This window comes from Geobacter sp., from assembly GCF_027327745.1.
Taxonomy (GTDB): Bacteria; Desulfobacterota; Desulfuromonadia; order Geobacterales; family Geobacteraceae; genus Geobacter.
The window spans coordinates 33,708-49,489 of record NZ_DAHVYG010000023.1; the positions used below are offsets into that span (position 1 = coordinate 33,708).

14 protein-coding genes and 1 pseudogene are annotated in these 15,782 nt (G+C 64.0%); 8 read left to right on the top strand and 7 right to left on the bottom strand.

Annotated elements, in window-relative coordinates:
• The first annotated feature begins 107 nt into the window (after positions 1-107).
• The 4 genes from eno (at position 108) to M6689_RS04250 (ending at position 4,786) form a co-directional block, all read left to right on the top strand.
• Entirely contained in the window at positions 108-1,397 is a 1,290-nt protein-coding gene (gene eno, locus M6689_RS04235) for a phosphopyruvate hydratase (protein ID WP_298268220.1), read from the top strand.
• A gap of 209 nt (positions 1,398-1,606) precedes the next feature.
• A complete protein-coding gene (locus M6689_RS04240) occupies positions 1,607-3,037 on the top strand; it encodes a nicotinate phosphoribosyltransferase (RefSeq protein WP_298268222.1) in 1,431 nt (476 codons plus the stop codon).
• A gap of 45 nt (positions 3,038-3,082) precedes the next feature.
• On the top strand, positions 3,083-3,682 hold the full coding sequence (locus tag M6689_RS04245; RefSeq protein ID WP_298268224.1) for a nicotinamidase: 600 nt from the start codon (positions 3,083-3,085) through the stop codon (positions 3,680-3,682).
• Positions 3,683-3,718: 36 nt separating this feature from the next.
• A complete protein-coding gene (locus tag M6689_RS04250; RefSeq protein ID WP_298268226.1) occupies positions 3,719-4,786 on the top strand; it encodes a 3-deoxy-7-phosphoheptulonate synthase in 1,068 nt (355 codons plus the stop codon).
• Positions 4,787-4,861: 75 nt separating this feature from the next.
• Here the strand turns inward: M6689_RS04250 and fumC are convergent, their stop codons facing one another.
• Together fumC and serA are read right to left on the bottom strand one after the other, a co-directional pair.
• Complete coding sequence (gene fumC / locus M6689_RS04255; RefSeq protein ID WP_298268228.1) at positions 4,862-6,280, bottom strand: class II fumarate hydratase; 1,419 nt, start codon at positions 6,278-6,280, stop codon at positions 4,862-4,864.
• 128 nt (positions 6,281-6,408) lie between these two features.
• On the bottom strand, positions 6,409-8,034 hold the full coding sequence (gene serA, locus M6689_RS04260) for a phosphoglycerate dehydrogenase (RefSeq protein WP_298268230.1): 1,626 nt from the start codon (positions 8,032-8,034) through the stop codon (positions 6,409-6,411).
• 174 nt (positions 8,035-8,208) lie between these two features.
• Here serA and M6689_RS04265 point away from each other — a divergent pair, with 174 nt between their 5' ends.
• Together M6689_RS04265 and M6689_RS04270 are read left to right on the top strand one after the other, a co-directional pair.
• Positions 8,209-8,685: a tRNA (cytidine(34)-2'-O)-methyltransferase gene (locus M6689_RS04265; RefSeq protein ID WP_298268232.1), complete on the top strand. Its 477-nt coding sequence runs from the start codon at positions 8,209-8,211 to the stop codon at positions 8,683-8,685.
• Positions 8,679-9,065, top strand: a complete 387-nt coding sequence (locus M6689_RS04270; protein WP_298268234.1) for an HsmA family protein — start codon at positions 8,679-8,681, stop codon at positions 9,063-9,065. Before M6689_RS04265 ends, M6689_RS04270 begins: the two co-directional genes overlap by 7 nt.
• Positions 9,066-9,072: 7 nt before the next feature.
• On the opposite strand, the gene M6689_RS04275 is transcribed toward M6689_RS04270, so the two are convergent.
• From M6689_RS04275 to M6689_RS04285, 3 genes are all read right to left on the bottom strand, one after another.
• The gene (locus M6689_RS04275; protein WP_298268236.1) at positions 9,073-9,864 is read right to left on the bottom strand and encodes an HD domain-containing protein; all 792 of its coding nucleotides are present in this window, start codon (positions 9,862-9,864) and stop codon (positions 9,073-9,075) included.
• Positions 9,865-9,873: 9 nt separating this feature from the next.
• Positions 9,874-10,494 carry a LysE family translocator gene (locus M6689_RS04280; RefSeq protein WP_298268238.1) on the bottom strand — a complete coding sequence of 207 codons (621 nt, stop codon included), beginning with the start codon at positions 10,492-10,494 and terminating at the stop codon, positions 9,874-9,876.
• 89 nt (positions 10,495-10,583) lie between these two features.
• A complete protein-coding gene (locus tag M6689_RS04285) occupies positions 10,584-11,870 on the bottom strand; it encodes a class II fructose-bisphosphate aldolase (protein WP_298268240.1) in 1,287 nt (428 codons plus the stop codon).
• 173 nt (positions 11,871-12,043) lie between these two features.
• On the opposite strand from M6689_RS04285, the gene mnmH reads away from it, so the two are divergent.
• Together mnmH and M6689_RS04295 are read left to right on the top strand one after the other, a co-directional pair.
• Positions 12,044-13,087: a tRNA 2-selenouridine(34) synthase MnmH gene (gene mnmH / locus M6689_RS04290; protein ID WP_298268242.1), complete on the top strand. Its 1,044-nt coding sequence runs from the start codon at positions 12,044-12,046 to the stop codon at positions 13,085-13,087.
• Position 13,088: 1 nt separating this feature from the next.
• A complete protein-coding gene (locus tag M6689_RS04295; protein ID WP_298268243.1) occupies positions 13,089-14,039 on the top strand; it encodes a zinc metalloprotease HtpX in 951 nt (316 codons plus the stop codon).
• Between the two features lie 27 nt (positions 14,040-14,066).
• Here the strand turns inward: M6689_RS04295 and M6689_RS04300 are convergent, their stop codons facing one another.
• Positions 14,067-14,903 carry a rhomboid family intramembrane serine protease gene (locus M6689_RS04300; protein WP_298268245.1) on the bottom strand — a complete coding sequence of 279 codons (837 nt, stop codon included), beginning with the start codon at positions 14,901-14,903 and terminating at the stop codon, positions 14,067-14,069.
• Between the two features lie 105 nt (positions 14,904-15,008).
• A pseudogene (locus M6689_RS04305) lies at positions 15,009-15,710 on the bottom strand (carbonic anhydrase).
• Positions 15,711-15,782 lie beyond the last annotated feature (72 nt).

Consider the following 15,782-nt stretch of genomic DNA (forward strand, 5'->3'; position numbering starts at 1 on the left):
GAACATTGATTAAATCTGTTTCCATTTTCCGCGCCCTTTGCTATATAGTTTGCTGTTTTTGCGCAGGGTAGCACAACCTGTCCACATTTTCTGCAAGGGGGCAATGAATGAGCGAAATTACCGATGTTTACGCAAGGGAGATTCTTGATTCACGCGGCAACCCGACCCTGGAAGTGGAAGTTTTCCTGGAGTCCGGCGTCATGGGGCGGGCCGCGGTCCCCTCCGGGGCATCCACCGGCGAGCGCGAGGCCCTGGAGCTCCGTGACGGAGATAAGTCCCGCTACCTCGGCAAAGGGGTCCTCAAGGCGGTCGACAACGTGAACAACGTCATCGCCGAGCAGATCATCGGCATGGAAGCCACCGATCAGGTCGGCATCGACCAGAAGATGCTGGAGCTGGACGGCACGGAATTCAAGAGCACCCTCGGCGCCAACGCCATCCTCGGCGTCTCGCTGGCGGTGGCTAAGGCCGCAGCCGAGGAGGTGGGGCTTCCCCTCTACCAGTACATCGGCGGCTCCAACGCCAAGGAACTGCCGCTGCCGATGATGAACATCCTGAACGGCGGCGCCCACGCCGACAACAACGTCGACATCCAGGAGTTCATGATCATGCCGGCCGGTGCCCGCAGCTTCTCAGAGGCGCTCCGGATGGGGGCCGAGATCTTCCACGCCCTGAAAGCAGTCCTCAAGGCCAGGGGATACAACACCGCCGTAGGCGACGAGGGGGGCTTCGCGCCGAACCTCAAGTCCAACGAGGAAGCACTGGAAGTGATCATGGAGGCGATCGGCAAGGCCGGCTACAAGCCGGGCGACGACGTCCTCCTCGCCCTCGACGTCGCATCCTCGGAACTCTACAAGGACGGCAAGTACATCCTGGAAAACGAGGCAAAGCCCGAGAAGACCGCCGACGAGCTCATCGACTTCTACGAGAAACTCGTCAACAAGTACCCGATCATCTCCATCGAGGACGGCATGGCCGAAAACGACTGGGACGGCTGGAAGAAGATCACCGAGCGCCTCGGCAAACAGGTCCAGATCGTAGGCGACGACCTCTTCGTCACCAACCCGAAAATCCTGAAAGAGGGGATTCAGAAGGGGATCGCCAACTCCATCCTGATCAAGCTGAACCAGATCGGCACCCTGACCGAGACCCTCGACGCCATCGAGATGGCCAAGCGCGCCGGCTACACCTGCGTCATCTCCCACCGTTCGGGGGAGACCGAGGACACGACCCTGGCCGATCTTTCCGTGGCGGTCAACGCCGGCCAGATCAAGACCGGCTCCCTCTGCCGCACCGACCGGGTCGCCAAGTACAACCAGCTGCTCCGCATCCAGGACGAGCTCCATGTCATCGCGGTGTTCCGCGGCAAAGAGGTCTTCTACAACCTGCGCAAGTAATAACGCATCGCTTGATGATCTTCGGAACGCGAGGCGGGAGCGATCCCGCCTCGCGTCGTTTCAGGCCACCGGCTGTTATCCGTTTTCACTGTACGAATGTTTGACTGCAGCAACAAAACAAACGGCATGGCAAACTGGCGTGATTTGGAGGCTCTAACTCGGCGGAGAGTGTGCTATACTTTTGCACATTTCGTCCTCGGAGAGGATTCATGCGCTACTCGCCGCTGCTAACCGACCTCTACCAGCTCACCATGCTTGCCGGCTACCTTGAAGAAGGGATCGTCGACACCCCCGCGGTATTCGACCTCTTTTTCCGCCACAACCCGTTCCATGGCGGATACGCAGTCTTCGCCGGACTCGACACGGCGCTATCGTACCTGGAAGGGCTCCGCTTCGCCGAGGACGAGCTCGAATACCTCCAGGGGCTCGGGCTGTTTCGTCCCGAGTTCATCGACTTCCTCCGCTCCTTCCGCTTCAGGGGGAAGGTCACGGCGATGCCGGAAGGGACGGTGGTGTTCGCCAAGGAGCCGCTCCTGACGGTGGAGGCCCCCCTCGCCCAGGCCCAACTGGTGGAAACGGCGCTGCTGAACATCATCAACTTCCAGACCCTCGTGGCCACCAAGGGGGCGCGGATCGTCCACGCCGCGGCCGGTGGCACGGTGCTGGAGTTCGGCCTGCGCCGGGCCCAGGGACCCGACGGCGGAGTGAGCGAGGCCCGTGCCGCCTATGTGGGCGGGGTGCGAAGCACGAGCAACGTCCTGGCGGGGAAGCTCTTCGGCATCCCGGTGAAAGGGACCCATGCCCACAGCTGGATCATGGCGTTCCCCGACGAACTGACCGCCTTCCGGAAGTACGCCGAAGTCTTCCCCGACACCTGCATCCTCCTGGTCGATACCTACGACACCCTCAAGAGCGGCATCCCCAACGCCCTGATCGTGGCGAGGGAGCTCCGCGAGCAGGGGTACGAGCTCGTGGGGGTCAGGATCGATTCGGGCGACCTCGCCTACCTCTCGCGCGAGACGCGGCGCTTGTTCGACGAGGCCGGCTTTCCCGCCGTCAAGATCGTCGCTTCCAACGAGCTCGACGAATACGTGATCGAGTCGATGCGAAGCGAAGGAGGGAAGGTCGACATCTACGGTGTCGGCACGAGGCTCGCCACCTGCGCCGGCGAGGGGGGAGGCGCCCTGGGAGGGGTCTACAAGCTCGTGCGGATCGGGGACCGACCGCGACTCAAGGTAACAAGCGACATCGCCAAGGCGACCCTCCCCGACCGCAAGCGTCTGCTGCGCGCCGTAGCGACCGACGGATCGTTCATCCAGGATTTGATCTGCCTCGACGGGGAGGAGGTCCGGCCCGGGGACACGGTCTACGATCCGGCCAACCCGCTTCAGCACGTCACGCTCCCGCGGGAAGCCAGGCTGGTGGAGCTCCGCTCCACCGTCATGGCCGACGGTGTCCGAACCATGCAGAGCGCACCGCTCGACGAACTGGCCGACCGCACCGCGGACCAGCTGGAACGGCTCCCCCAGGGGTGCCTTCGCTTTATCAATCCCCACCGGTACAAGGTATCTATCAGCCAAAGGCTGAACCAACTGCGCCTCGAACTCATGGAAGAGGTGCAGCGAGGGTACGGAAGCTAGCATCGTACCGTGGCAGTCCAATTTCCTGTTGATCGGGAGGAAACCATGAACAAGGATTCTGCCCTGCTGATCGTCGATGTCCAGAACGACTTCTGCCCGGGGGGACTGCTTCCGGTTGCCGATGGAGACGCGGTCGTCCCGGCGCTGAACCAGTATCTCACCCTGTTCAGGGGGAGGGGGCTGCCGGTCTTTGCCTCCCGCGACTGGCACCCCCCCACATCCACCCACTTTCGCGACTACGGCGGGATCTGGCCGGTACACTGTGTCCGCGGAACCGACGGAGCGCGGTTTCACCCGCTTCTGAAGCTCCCCTACGATGCCATCATCATATCCAAGGGGATGGACCCGACGCGGGACGACTACTCGGCCTTCCAGGGGGTGACCGAAGGGGGGGTCCCGTTCTCCGTCGTCCTGAAGGAGATGGGAATTTCGAGGCTCTACGTGGGGGGGCTCGCCACTGACTACTGCGTCAAGGAGTCGGTGCTGGAGGGGCTGCGGCACGGCCTGTCGGTGACGCTGCTGGAAGACGCGGTCCGGGGGGTGGATCTGAATCCGGACGACTCGTCAAGGGCGGTGGCGGAAATGACGTCGGCCGGCGCCCGGCATGCAACCCTCGCCACGATAGCGGAACTGTTGCCAACCTGATTTGTCTGCATTTCATTCGAAAGGGCACCACCAACCATGATAAAAACCAGCAACCTCAAGATCAAGAGCATCACCCCCATCATCGCACCGGCGGAACTGCGCCAGGTCTTTCCGCAGTCCGATGAGGCGGCCGAGTTCGTCAATGCCAGCAGGGCCCACATCAAGAACATCCTCAAGGGAAAGGATCGTCGCCTCATGGTGGTGGTCGGCCCCTGCTCCATCCACGACCCGAAGGCGGCCCTCGATTACGCGGGAAGGCTCGCGAGACTGGCCGCCGAGCTCTCGGACCAGCTCTTCATCGTGATGCGCGTCTACTTCGAAAAACCCCGCACCACCGTCGGCTGGAAGGGGATCATCAACGACCCGGACATGAACGGCACCCACCAGATATCCAAGGGGCTCGGCATCGCCCGGCGGCTCCTCTGCGAGATCACCGACCGGCTCCTGCCGATCGCCAGCGAGATGCTCGACCCCATCACCCCCGACTATCTGGCCGACTTCATCTCCTGGGGGGCCATCGGCGCCCGGACCACCGAATCCCAGACCCACCGCGAGCTGGCGAGCGGCCTCTCGTTCCCGATGGGGTTCAAGAACGGCACCGACGGCAGCCTCCAGGTGGCGATCGACGCCATGATCGCCGCACTCCACTCCCACAGCTTCCTCGGCATCAACCGCGAGGGGAAAACCTCCATCATCCAGACCACCGGCAACCCCGATGTCCACATCGTGCTGCGGGGTGGGAAAAAGCCCAACTATTCCCCCGAAGATATCAGGAAGTCCGAGGAGATGCTCGAAAAGGCGGGACTCTTCCCTACCCTGATGGTGGACTGCAGCCATGGCAATTCGGAGAAGCGGCACGAAAAGCAGCCGGAAGTGCTGGAGTCGGTCATCGACCAGATCGCCGCCGGCAACCGCTCCATCTCCGGAGTCATGATCGAGAGCTTCCTGGAGGAGGGGAACCAGTCGATCCCGAAGGACCTCTCCCAGCTCCGGTACGGGGTCTCCATCACCGACAAGTGCATCGACTGGAAGACGACGGAGGCGGTGCTGCGCAGGGCCCACGACCGGCTGAAGAGTTGCGGCGGCCGCCCTCTCCACGGCTGACTCCTCCCACGCCTCTCCCGAAGCGCGACAGCCCCGGCGGGATCACCTGCCGGGGCTGTCGCGTTTCGAGCTCGGTCAGGCCGTTTCCGGCCGGGTCATCTCCTCGGGCCGGACCAGGGCATCGAACTCCTCGGCCGTGAGATAGCCGAGCTTCAGGCACGCCTCCCTGAGCGTCGTCCCCTCCGCATAGGCGGTATGGGCGATGCGGGCGGCCCGGTCGTAACCTATCCGCGGCGAGAGGGCCGTGACGAGCATGAGGGAGTTGCGGAGATGGTGGTCGATCCGCTCCCGGTCGAGGGTCATCCCCACCACGAGATGGTCGGTGAAGGAGCGGCAGGCGTCGGCGAGGAGCGCCGCCGAACGGAGAACGTTATGGATGATGACAGGTTTGAAGACGTTCAGCTCCAGGTTCCCCTGGGAGCCGGCGACAGCCACCGCCGTGCCGTTTCCCATCACCTCCGCCGCCACCATGGTCATCGCCTCGCACTGGGTCGGGTTCACTTTCCCCGGCATGATGGAAGAACCCGGTTCGTTCTCGGGGATCCGGAGCTCTCCGATGCCACAGCGGGGTCCCGAAGCGAGGAGGCGGATGTCGTTAGCGCTCTTCATGAGGGAACCGGCCAGAGTGGTGAGCGCCCCATGAACGAAGACGAGTTCGTCGTGGGCCGAGAGGGCCGCAAACTTGTTTGGGTGGGAGCGAAACGGCAGCCCGGTCAGGGCGGCGATCCGCTCCGCGGCACGTTGCCCGAAATCGGGGTGGGCGGTAAGACCGGTGCCGACCGCCGTGCCGCCGACGGCCAGGTCGTAGAGGCCGTCGAGGCACTGCACGAGCCGGGTAATGTCGCGTTCCAGCAGGCTCGCCCATCCCGAGATCTCCTGCCCCACCGTAAGGGGGGTGGCATCCTGCAGGTGGGTACGGCCGATCTTCACCACGTCGGCGAAATCCCTGCTCTTCGCGTCCAGGGCATCCCGCTGCCTCGCCACGGCGGGGATGAGATCCCCGTGGATCCGGAGCGCGGCGGCAATGTGCATGGCGGTCGGGAAGACGTCGTTGGATGACTGGCACATGTTGACGTCGTCGTTGGGGTGGATCGGGCTCCGGGAACCCAGGACCCCGCCGGCGAGCTCGATGGCGCGGTTGGCGATCACCTCGTTCACGTTCATGTTCGACTGGGTACCGCTGCCGGTCTGCCAGACGCTCAAGGGGAAATGGTCGTCGAGCTTTCCGTCGATCACCTCTTCGGCAGCCGACACGATGAGACCTACCTTCTCCGGGGGGAGCCTCCCCTGCTCACCGTTAACGAGAGCCGCCGCCTTCTTCACCATTGCCAGGGCGCGTATCACCTCCATTGGCATCCGGTCGGCACCGATGGCAAAATGAATGAGCGAGCGCTGCGTCTGCGCTCCCCAGTATGCACGGGCCGGCACGCCGATTTCTCCCATGCTGTCCCGCTCGATCCGGCTCTCACCCGTAAGCAGCGATCGGTCTCTCACCTCTGCCTCCCCCCTCCCCCGCATGTGCCGACTCCCATAAGCCTAGCATCTCTCTCGTCCCGCGCAACGAAAAAGCCCCGGCACGGGCCGGGGCTTTCCTGTGAGTCATGATTCGTATGATACCTTCGTCAGATGCCGCAGCCGCAAGCGCGGCTGCAGCGGGCGCCGGGCATGTGGATCGGTTTGATGAAGGCAGCTTCGGTCGCCGTGCGCAGCTCCTCGACAACGGACGGCGGAACCGCCGAATCGAGGGAGAGGATGACCATCGCCTCCCCCTGTTTCTCACGGCGTCCCAGGTGCATGGACGCGATGTTGATGTCGTGGGTGCCGAGGATGGTGCCGATCTTGCCGATCATTCCCGGCCGGTCGCCGTAAGTGAGAAGCAGCATATGCTCCTCGGGAGCGAAATCGACCTGGTAGTCGCGCATTTTCACTATCCGTGGCGTCCCCTCGAAGAGAGTGCCCGAAATGAGCCGTTTCTCGCCGGGACATTCGATGGTAAGGGTGATCATGTTGGAGAAGGAGGGGGACTGGGTCGTCTTGCTCTCCTCGACGGTGATCCCCATGTTCTCGGCGATGAGGGCCGCGTTCACCATGTTCACATCCTGCTCGACCATCCGGTTGAGGAGAGAGGCGAGACCGCAGACGGTGAGCGGCGTGCAGTCGTAGTGGGCGATGTTGCCGGCGTAAGAAAAGGTCACCTTGTCGATATTCGTATCGACAAGCTGGATGATGAAGTCGCTCATGATATTCGTCAGATTGAGGAAAGGGCGCATCTGATCCATGAGGGAGACGTCGAAGCGGGGGATGTTCACGGCGTTTTCCAGCGGCTGGTCGTCGAGATAGTTGAGGATCTCCTTGGAGACATCCACCGCCACGTTGACCTGGGCCTCGAAGGTATTGGCCCCCAGGTGCGGCGTCACGATCACCCGCTCGTGGGCGATGAGGGCCTTCAGCTCGTCGGTCTTCGGAGGCTCCACGCTGAAGACGTCGATGGCGGCGCCGGTGATCTTCCCCGAGTCGAGGTATTTGAGGAGTGCCTTCTCCTCGATGATTCCGCCGCGGGCGGCATTGATGATGATGACGCCGTCCTTCATCATGGCCAGCTCCCGCTCGCCGATCATGTTGCGGGTCTCGTCGGTGAGGGGGGTATGAACGGTGATGATGTCGCAGTTCTTGTAGATCTCATCGTGGGAGACGAGCTTCACGCCGAGGTCGTGGGCGCGCTTGACGGCGATGTACGGATCGCAGGCGAGGACCTCGCACTCGAACGCCTTGAGCCGGGTGGCGACCCGTCCGCCGACCTTCCCGAGGCCGATGACCCCGGCGGTCTTCCCCTTGAGCTCGTAGCCGGTGAAGGGGGCGCGCTTCCACTCGCCCCCCTTGAGGCTCGCGTTCGCCTTGGTCACGTTGCGGCAGAAAGAGAGGAGCAGCGCCATGGCGTGCTCGGCCGCGCTGTTGGTGTTGCCGAAGGGGGCGTTCACCACGATCACGCCGCGGGAGGAGGCGTAGTCGACGTCCACGTTGTCGATGCCGACCCCGGCCCGGGCCACCATCTTGAGCTTCCTGCCGGCGTCGAGGAGTTCCTTGTCCACCGTGGTCCCACTTCGGGTGATGATCGCGTCGTACTCGCCGATGATGGCGTGCAGCTCTTCTTTCTTGAGGCCGAGTTTCACGTCGATTTCGATCCGCGGATCCTGGGTCAGAAGCGCCAAACCTTCCTTGGAAACCTCGTCGGTAACGATGATCTTCATTGCAGCTCCCTTATGTGAAGTGGATTGTCGATGTACGCTGGAAAGCCCTGGGGCAAGAAAGTCCTTTGCGAGGACGCGAAGAAGCGCTAATAATAGACCCGCCGACCGAAAAAAGCAAGACCGGCAAACAGTCGGCGCGGTATACGCTGACCACCCCAATCAATCGGACCGACCATGCAGAGCAGCACTCCATTCCACATCGTTCTCATCGAGCCGGAGATCCCCCCCAACACCGGCAACATCGCCCGCCTCTGCGGCGCCACCGGCACCGTCCTCCACCTGGTGGGGAAGCTCGGCTTTTCCACCGACGACCGGCAACTGAAGCGGGCCGGCCTCGACTACTGGAGCGAGGTCGAGATCCATTACTGGGCAAGCCTCGACGACCTCAAGCACGCCTATCCGGAGGGCCGATTCATCTATACCAGCAAAAAGGGAGAAAAGACGCACGTGGAGGCGGGGTTCCGGGAGGGGGACTTCATTGTCTTCGGGAAGGAGACCGTTGGACTGCCGGAGGAGCTTATCGAGGCCAATCGGAAAAGCACCGTGAGGATCCCGATCTTCGGCAAGGTCCGCAGCCTCAACCTCTCCACCTCGGCGGGGATCGTCCTTTACGAGGCGCTGCGCCAGACCGGGAGGCTCGAAGGATGCTGAAGATCGGCATCATCTACATGAACCTGGCGCTTCTCTTCTACACCTACGCCGTCTTCAGCGGCCGGCGGGAGGGACTCCACCTGAAGCACCTGATCGTCTTCGGAGTCGGGCTTCTCTTCGACTACCTCGGCACCAGCGAGATGAGCGTCTACGCCAGGCTCTACGGCAAGGCCCCCGAGTGGCACAACCTGACCGGCATCCTCTCCCTGGCGGGGATGGGGTTCCACTTTCTCCTCGCCCTGGCCGCCTCCGTTGCCCGCCGGGCCGAACGGGTCAACCGCACCTTCCACCGGGTGAGCCTCACCATCTACACCCTCTGGTGCGTCGCCTTCGCCAGCGGCGCGGTGGCGGGTATGGGACGACTCATGGTCCGACACTGACCCCGCGTCAGAAGGTGGCAGGGTCGACGCGGAAGAGAGCGTCCCGGACCACCCCGATGGCCCGATCGACATCCGGGCTGCGGGGAATCGTGTCGGCAAGACGCTCCACGTACCCCAGCTCCCGCACCATCTGGCGGGAACGGGGGAAATTGAGGTCGAAGACCCAGGAGAGCTGGAGGAGCTTGAAGTCATTGAGGGTCCTGAGCGTGGCCAGATCGACCATCTCCCCCCGCAGGAGCGTGGCGACCACCGCCGGGGTACACTCGGGGATGTCGGGAAAGCCGAGGCTTACCGCCGACGCCCGCTCCCCTGCCGGCTGGCCGTAGAACTCGATGAAGACCCGCCAGATGTCGAGCTTGTCGGCATCGCGGATCAGCCGCAGGAACAGCCGGTGCCGCTCGCCAAGCCCCGCCGGAACCCGGAAGACGTTGTGAAGCCCGACGGAACTTGTGATAAGTCGCCGCTCCTCCTCCGGAAGTCCGGCCAGCACCCCTTCCTCCGCCAGCACCCGGGCCCCGAGGGCGGCGTGATTGACCGAGGTGCTGTCCTTGAACGTCCGGTAACGCCGGTACTGTTCGAACCGGCCCACATCGTGGAACAGCGCAATCACGGCGGCGAGGCGGCGGTCTGCCGGAGAGAGGGCGACCGAATCGGCAAGGATTTCCATGGCGGCGCAGACCCGGGCGGTATGCTCCTCCTTGAGGCGGATGTTCCGGCTCTCCTCCTCGTTTTCGGTGTAGAAGGTTCGGCAGTAGTCGAAGAACCACTGCCGTAGGTTTGCCAGACGGGCGTCATCCATGGCGATTCGTCACCTGAGGTCCGGCAGGGCGACACGGATGCCGAGGGCGATGAAGGTCAGGCCGGCAAGGGCCCGGATTCTGCCGGCCACGGCGGGGGTGCGCAGCAGCCGGTCGCCGATGAAGCCGGCGAAGAGGGCCACAGTGCCGAAGATCAGGATTGTGACCGTCATGAAGATCAGGCCGAGCCCCATGAGCTGGAGCCCGATGCTCCCGGCAGACGGGACAACGAACTGTGGGAGGAAGGCGAGGAAAAAGAGGGTCACTTTCGGGTTGAGGATGTTGGCGACGATGCTCTGGCGGTAGATCGACCAGAGGGGTGGCACTTCGGTGGATTCACCAACCAGGCTCACGCCTCGGCTGCGCAGCGCCCCGATCCCGAGGTAGATCAGATAGGCGCCCCCCGCCAGCCTGATGACGGTGAAGGCAGTTTCGGAGGAGCGGATAAGGGCCGAGATGCCGACAGCGGCCAGGGCCGTGTGGAAGATGCAGCCGGTGCTGAATCCGGCCGCCGCGGCGAGCCCCGCCCTTTTCCCCTGGCTCACGCCACGGGTAAGGACATAGATGATGTCCGGCCCCGGCGCAACGGTCACCAGGACTACGGAAACGAGGAATACGGTCAGGTTGGTCATGGTTTCTCCTGCAAGGCAGCTGCAGGCGCCGACATGGAAAAGGGGGCTTGCGCCCCCTCCCCCGCCTGTCTCCCGTCAGGGCTAGTCCTCTAGTCCTCGAAGTTCCCTTCGGGCCCCTTGTCGCTCACGATGGTCTTGGCCCGCTCGACGATCTTCTCGTCGGTCCAGTCGGCCGCCTTCTCGATGGGGCTCCCCTTGGGCCCCAGGTCGTGGGAGCCGGCCTTGAGGATCGCCTCGATCGCAAGGGGCGCGGTGTCCTTTGCGTCGAAGACCTCGGTCAGCATCTTGCAGGCGAACTCCTCCACCCGCCTGGCCATCCGCTCGCGGACGTCGGCCGGCTGAGCCAGGAGCTTGTTCTCGAACGGCAGGTTCAGGTTCTTGTAGTCCCCCTTCTTCCACCCCTTCGACTCGGCGTAGGCCACCATCTCGGCCCACAGCTCCTCGGTCATCCCCTCACCCGCCACCTTGATGAAGTTGCCGCTGGCGTCCAGTTGGGCGTTGCCGTAATCGTTCACTTCGAGCCCCCAGGAGATCATCTGGAGTGCCGTGGCGACGTTGGCCTTGGTGGTGACGGTCCGGTTGGCGATCTCCCGCAGGCGCTCGGAGCTGTTCCCGGAGGTGCCGTGCTGGGCGCCGTTCACCCTGTAGGGGGCCAGGGCCTGGTGGATCTCGGCGGTGAGCCCCACCTGGATGCCGGCGTCGGAGGCCTCGATGCCGTGGGTGGTGCCGTTGTTGAGGGCGATCCAGTCGGGGAAGATGCCGCGGGCGTTGAGCCCCCGGATCAGGAAGAGCGCCTCCTCCACCGTCGAGAGTCCCTGGTTCCCCTTGATCTCCCCCACCTCGGTTTCGAGGCCGGCCCAGGCGGGAATGGACGGATTGATGGCGAGGTTGGCCAGCAGGTTCTGGTCATCGGGGAGGTGGGAAGCGTCGATGGCGATGGAGGTGATCCCCGCCTCGAACATGGTCGGGATCTCCACCATGGCCGCCTTCAGGTCCTTGTCGCTCTTGATCCCGTAGTGATCGGCGTGGATCGCCACCGGCACGGTGATCCCGAGCTCGTTGCAGAGGGCGTCGACGATGCGGGCCATGTTCCAGTAGTTGACGGCGCAGTAGGCCTTCTGCCCCCCCTCGGACTTGGCGATCTCGATGATGATCGGACAGTTGGCCCGCTGGGCGGCCATGAGGACGCCACGGATGACGAAGTAGTTGCGGCCGTTGGCAGCCATGGTGATCGCCTTACCCTTGGCGATCATGGCCCGGTCGACCACCTTGCCGCTCACGATGAGCGCCTTGGAGTTGGGGAAGAGCTTCCTGATGTTGGGGGGGCGGCCGACCTGAAGGGCCTTCTCGAAATCAGCGGAGTACTGTGCAGTCATTGCAACCTCCTTTATTAGTAGTGAATAATTTCAGCCGGACAAAATTCCGTCTTTCATAACATGTAACCCCATGGAAATCAAGTAACAATCGGCCCGGGCGGCGCCGCCGCCGCCATCCCTTGCAATCGACGACGCCCCCCCGTATAATGGCCCGGTTTACAAGGAGAACCGCCGTGCCCCGAACAACACTTTTCCACGAATCGCTCCTCGACACCCATCTGGTGGTCGACGTCCGTACCCCCCTGGAGTTTGAGGAAGACCGCCTCCCCGCCGCCCTCAACGTACCGCTTCTCACCAACGAAGAACGGGTGGAGATCGGCACCATCTACAAACAGGTCGGTCCCCGCGAAGCGCGGCGCCGCGGGCTTGAACTCACCGCCCACCGCTTCCCGGCGATGGTGGCGGAGATCGCCGCCCACGCCGCCGGCCGGCCAATCCTCGTCTACTGCTGGCGCGGAGGGCTCCGGAGCAAAACGGTCGCGTCGATCCTCGACCTGACCGGCCACGACGCCGTCCAGCTCACGGGGGGGTACAAGGCTTTCCGTCAGGTAGTGACAGAGTATTTCGAGCCGTTTCGCCCCCCCGCCCCCTTGGTGGTCCTCCACGGCATGACCGGCATCGGGAAGACCACCTTCCTTCTCAGGCTGGCGGCTGCGGGGCATTCGACCGTCGACCTGGAGGGGCTCGCCAGCCACCGCGGCTCGGCCTTCGGCGAGCTGGGGCTCTCCCAGACCCTCAGCCAGAAGCGGTTCGAGACCCTCCTCTGGGACACCTTCCACCGCCTTCCCCCGGAGCGGCCGATCATCGTGGAGGGAGAAAGCAGACGGATCGGCAGGATGACCCTGCCGGGGAACCTGTACGAGGTGATGCGGGAGAGCGTGAAGATCTGGTGCACCGCTTCGGTGGAGACGCGGGTAGGGAGGCTCATCGAGGAGTACGGGCTCCCCGAGTACCGGGACGGGATGACGGCGGCGCTTCTGCGCATCAGAAAGAAGCTCGGCGGCGACAGCTACGAAGAGCTGGCCGGGCATCTCGAACGCTGGGAGATGGGGCCGTTCATGGAAGGGTTGATCAGGGGGTACTACGACAAGCTCTACTACAAGACCCGGGAATGGACCGAGGACGCGACGATCGCGCTGGAGGATTTCGACGCGGCGCAGCGGGAGCTGGAACGGTTCCTCGCTACGGGCGGCTGCCGGAACGCCGGGATGAGCTGAGATGGCGGGACAGAGCCTGCGCAACCTGGTGCAGTCGGCGGTTCTCGTACTCGGGATGGTGGGGCTGCTCCTCGCCCTCGGCTGGTTCTTCGCCGGGATCTACGGCATCGTCTGGGCCGTCTGCATCGGGATCATTCCCCTCGTTGTCAGCATCCGCGTCTTCCCGGACCTCGTCCTGAAGATGTACCGGGCGCGCCCCCTCGCCGCCGCCGAGGCGCCCCAGCTCCACGCCATCATCCGGGAGCTCGCCCGGCGCGCCGACCTCGACACCGCCCCCCGGCTTCACTACATCCCGAGCACCGCCCCCCTCGTCTTCTCCATCGGCAGGGGAGAAAACGCGGCGATCGCCGTGAGCGACGGGATTCTGCGACTCCTCACCCTCCGGGAGCTCGTTGGGGTCCTGGGGCACGAGATGAGCCACATCGGCTGCGGCGACACCTGGGTCATGAGCTTCGCCGACGTGGTGAGCCGCCTCACGCGGGCAATCTCGCTCCTCGGCCAGATCCTGGTCCTGATCAACCTCCCCCTCTTCATCCTCGGCGATTACGCAATGCCGTGGGTGCCGATCATCCTCATGACCTTCGCGCCGACCATCAGCGCCCTGCTCCAGCTCTCCCTCTCCCGCACCCGCGAGTACGAGGCCGACCTCTCCGGCGCCCGCCTGAGCGGCGACCCCGCAGGCCTCGCCTCGGCGCTGGCCAAGCTGGAGGCACAGCAGCAACAGCTCCTGAAACGCGCCATCATCCCCGGCCGCACGACCATCGAGCCGTCGATCCTGCGGACCCACCCGGTGACCGACGAGCGGCTCCGCCGGCTCGCCTCCATCGAACGGGAGATGTATCCAGGCCGCGAGACCCTGATCGGTTCAAACACGAAGGGAAAGGAGCTCACACCCCACCTGAAAGAGGTGACGCGGAAACCCCGGCGCCACTTCAGCGGCCTCTGGCACTGATGTGCGCGCTCATTCCGGACGAATCCCTCAGGCAAAGGTGACCCAGGCCGAGACGAGCCCGAGGCAGAGCGCCACGACGGTGGCGAGGACGCAGACGCCGGCGAGGAACTTGTCGAGCAGGTTCTCCCCGCGCCGCTCCCGATACCCCAGCACGAACCCCAGGATGATCCCCCCGACGATGCCGCCGCCGTGGCCCCAGTTGTTGATCCCCGGCACCAAGAGGCCGAACAGGAAGAGCCCCACCACCCATCCTCCCACCTCGCGAAAGACCGCCTGACCGTAAACGCCCCCCCTGCTCTTCCCGTAATAGAGGAGGGAGCCGATGAGCCCGCAGACGGCTGCCGAGGCACCGATGGTGTATCCGACCCCCGCGACGTAGGAAACGAGGTAGCCGCAGACGCCGCCGATGGTGTAGATCGAGATCATCCGCCAGGCCCCGTACTCCTGCACCACCAGCGGGGCTATCTGCCGCAGCGCCATCATGTTGAACAGGATGTGGAGCAGCCCCCCGTGGAGATAATTGGCGGAGAGCAGCGACCAGAAGCGGCCGTAACGGTCGATGGGAATGACACCGGTGGCCCCCAGGGCGAGGAGGCTTCGCCAGTCGGGAGAAAGCGCCGTGAAGATCCCCCCCATGCCGGATGGACGCCGGCTGACGAGAAGCGAGACCACGAACATCACCACGTTGACCGTGATGATGATCTTCACAAGTTGTTCGGCGCTCCCGACGCTGCGGGTGAAGGGATTGTTTTTCAGCCAGGAGCCGGGACGGGCCGTCCCGCAGTAAGGGCAGGCGGCCTCGTCGCGGCTGATGAGCCTGCGGCAGTTGGGACAAAGGATCGAGCGGCGCTCGGCATCGGACATGGGGAAACCTCGGTGTTTGGAATAACTTGAAGAATACGGTCACCACACGGGTACAAAGAAAAAAAGCCCGCCGAGGCGGGCTTTCGTGCAGATGAAGTCGACGCTTTACTTCTGCCCGCCGAGAAGGGAAACCGTGCCGTCATCCAGGTCGTACTTGGCGGTCACGATCTTGACCTTCCCCTCTTTCTCAAGCTAGGCGATGACCGGGGATTTCTTCGTCAGGTTGGCGGCAACAAGCTTCGCGTTGATGTCGACCGCGGTCTCCACCAGTTCGTCGTGGCTCTTTCCCTTCGCCGCTACCTTCGCCTTCTTCACCGCCGGCGCGATGGTCCTGACGATGGCGCCGAGGTTACCCTCGGGCTTTCCCTTGGCGTCCACGGCGGCAGTCACCGCGCCGCACCGCTCGTGGCCGAGGACCATGATGAGGGGGGAGCCGATGTGCTCTGCCGCGTACTCGATGCTCCCGAGCACGATCGGATCGGGAATGTTCCCGGCCACGCGGATCACGAAGATCTCCCCCATGCTCTTGTCGAAGATGATCTCGGGGGGGACCCGGGAATCGGAACAGGAGAGGATGATCGCGTAGGGCTTCTGCCCGTTGGCGAGAGACGCCCGCTTTGCCGCGGTGCTCTCGCCGCAGGTGCCGAGCTGTCCCGCGACATAGTGCCTGTTCCCCTCCATCAGCCGCTGGAGCGCCTCGTCGGCGGTGACACCCACCCCGCCGCCCGACGCGAACGCAACCGCCGCCGAAACGGCAACCGCCGCACCGATAATGAGCCGTGCGATTCTGCTTCCCGTAACTTTCATGCGCATTCCTCCTGAATAATAAAGTTTTTCTTAACTATCACCAATCGCACGTCAAGTCAACCGCCGCACGCC

Excerpts from the sequence above, each read along its gene's own strand:
- M6689_RS04300 (WP_298268245.1), bottom strand. The coding sequence starts at position 14,903 with ATGTCCGATGCCGAGCGCCGCTCGATCCTTTGTCCCAACTGCCGCAGG.
- M6689_RS04250 (WP_298268226.1), top strand. The coding sequence starts at position 3,719 with ATGATAAAAACCAGCAACCTCAAGATCAAGAGCATCACCCCCATCATC.
- M6689_RS04240 (WP_298268222.1), top strand. The coding sequence starts at position 1,607 with ATGCGCTACTCGCCGCTGCTAACCGACCTCTACCAGCTCACCATGCTT.
- M6689_RS04245 (WP_298268224.1), top strand. The coding sequence starts at position 3,083 with ATGAACAAGGATTCTGCCCTGCTGATCGTCGATGTCCAGAACGACTTC.
- eno (WP_298268220.1), top strand. The coding sequence starts at position 108 with ATGAGCGAAATTACCGATGTTTACGCAAGGGAGATTCTTGATTCACGC.
- M6689_RS04285 (WP_298268240.1), bottom strand. The coding sequence starts at position 11,870 with ATGACTGCACAGTACTCCGCTGATTTCGAGAAGGCCCTTCAGGTCGGC.
- M6689_RS04295 (WP_298268243.1), top strand. The coding sequence starts at position 13,089 with ATGGCGGGACAGAGCCTGCGCAACCTGGTGCAGTCGGCGGTTCTCGTA.
- M6689_RS04265 (WP_298268232.1), top strand. The coding sequence starts at position 8,209 with ATGCAGAGCAGCACTCCATTCCACATCGTTCTCATCGAGCCGGAGATC.
- serA (WP_298268230.1), bottom strand. The coding sequence starts at position 8,034 with ATGAAGATCATCGTTACCGACGAGGTTTCCAAGGAAGGTTTGGCGCTT.
- M6689_RS04275 (WP_298268236.1), bottom strand. The coding sequence starts at position 9,864 with ATGGATGACGCCCGTCTGGCAAACCTACGGCAGTGGTTCTTCGACTAC.
- M6689_RS04270 (WP_298268234.1), top strand. The coding sequence starts at position 8,679 with ATGCTGAAGATCGGCATCATCTACATGAACCTGGCGCTTCTCTTCTAC.
- M6689_RS04280 (WP_298268238.1), bottom strand. The coding sequence starts at position 10,494 with ATGACCAACCTGACCGTATTCCTCGTTTCCGTAGTCCTGGTGACCGTT.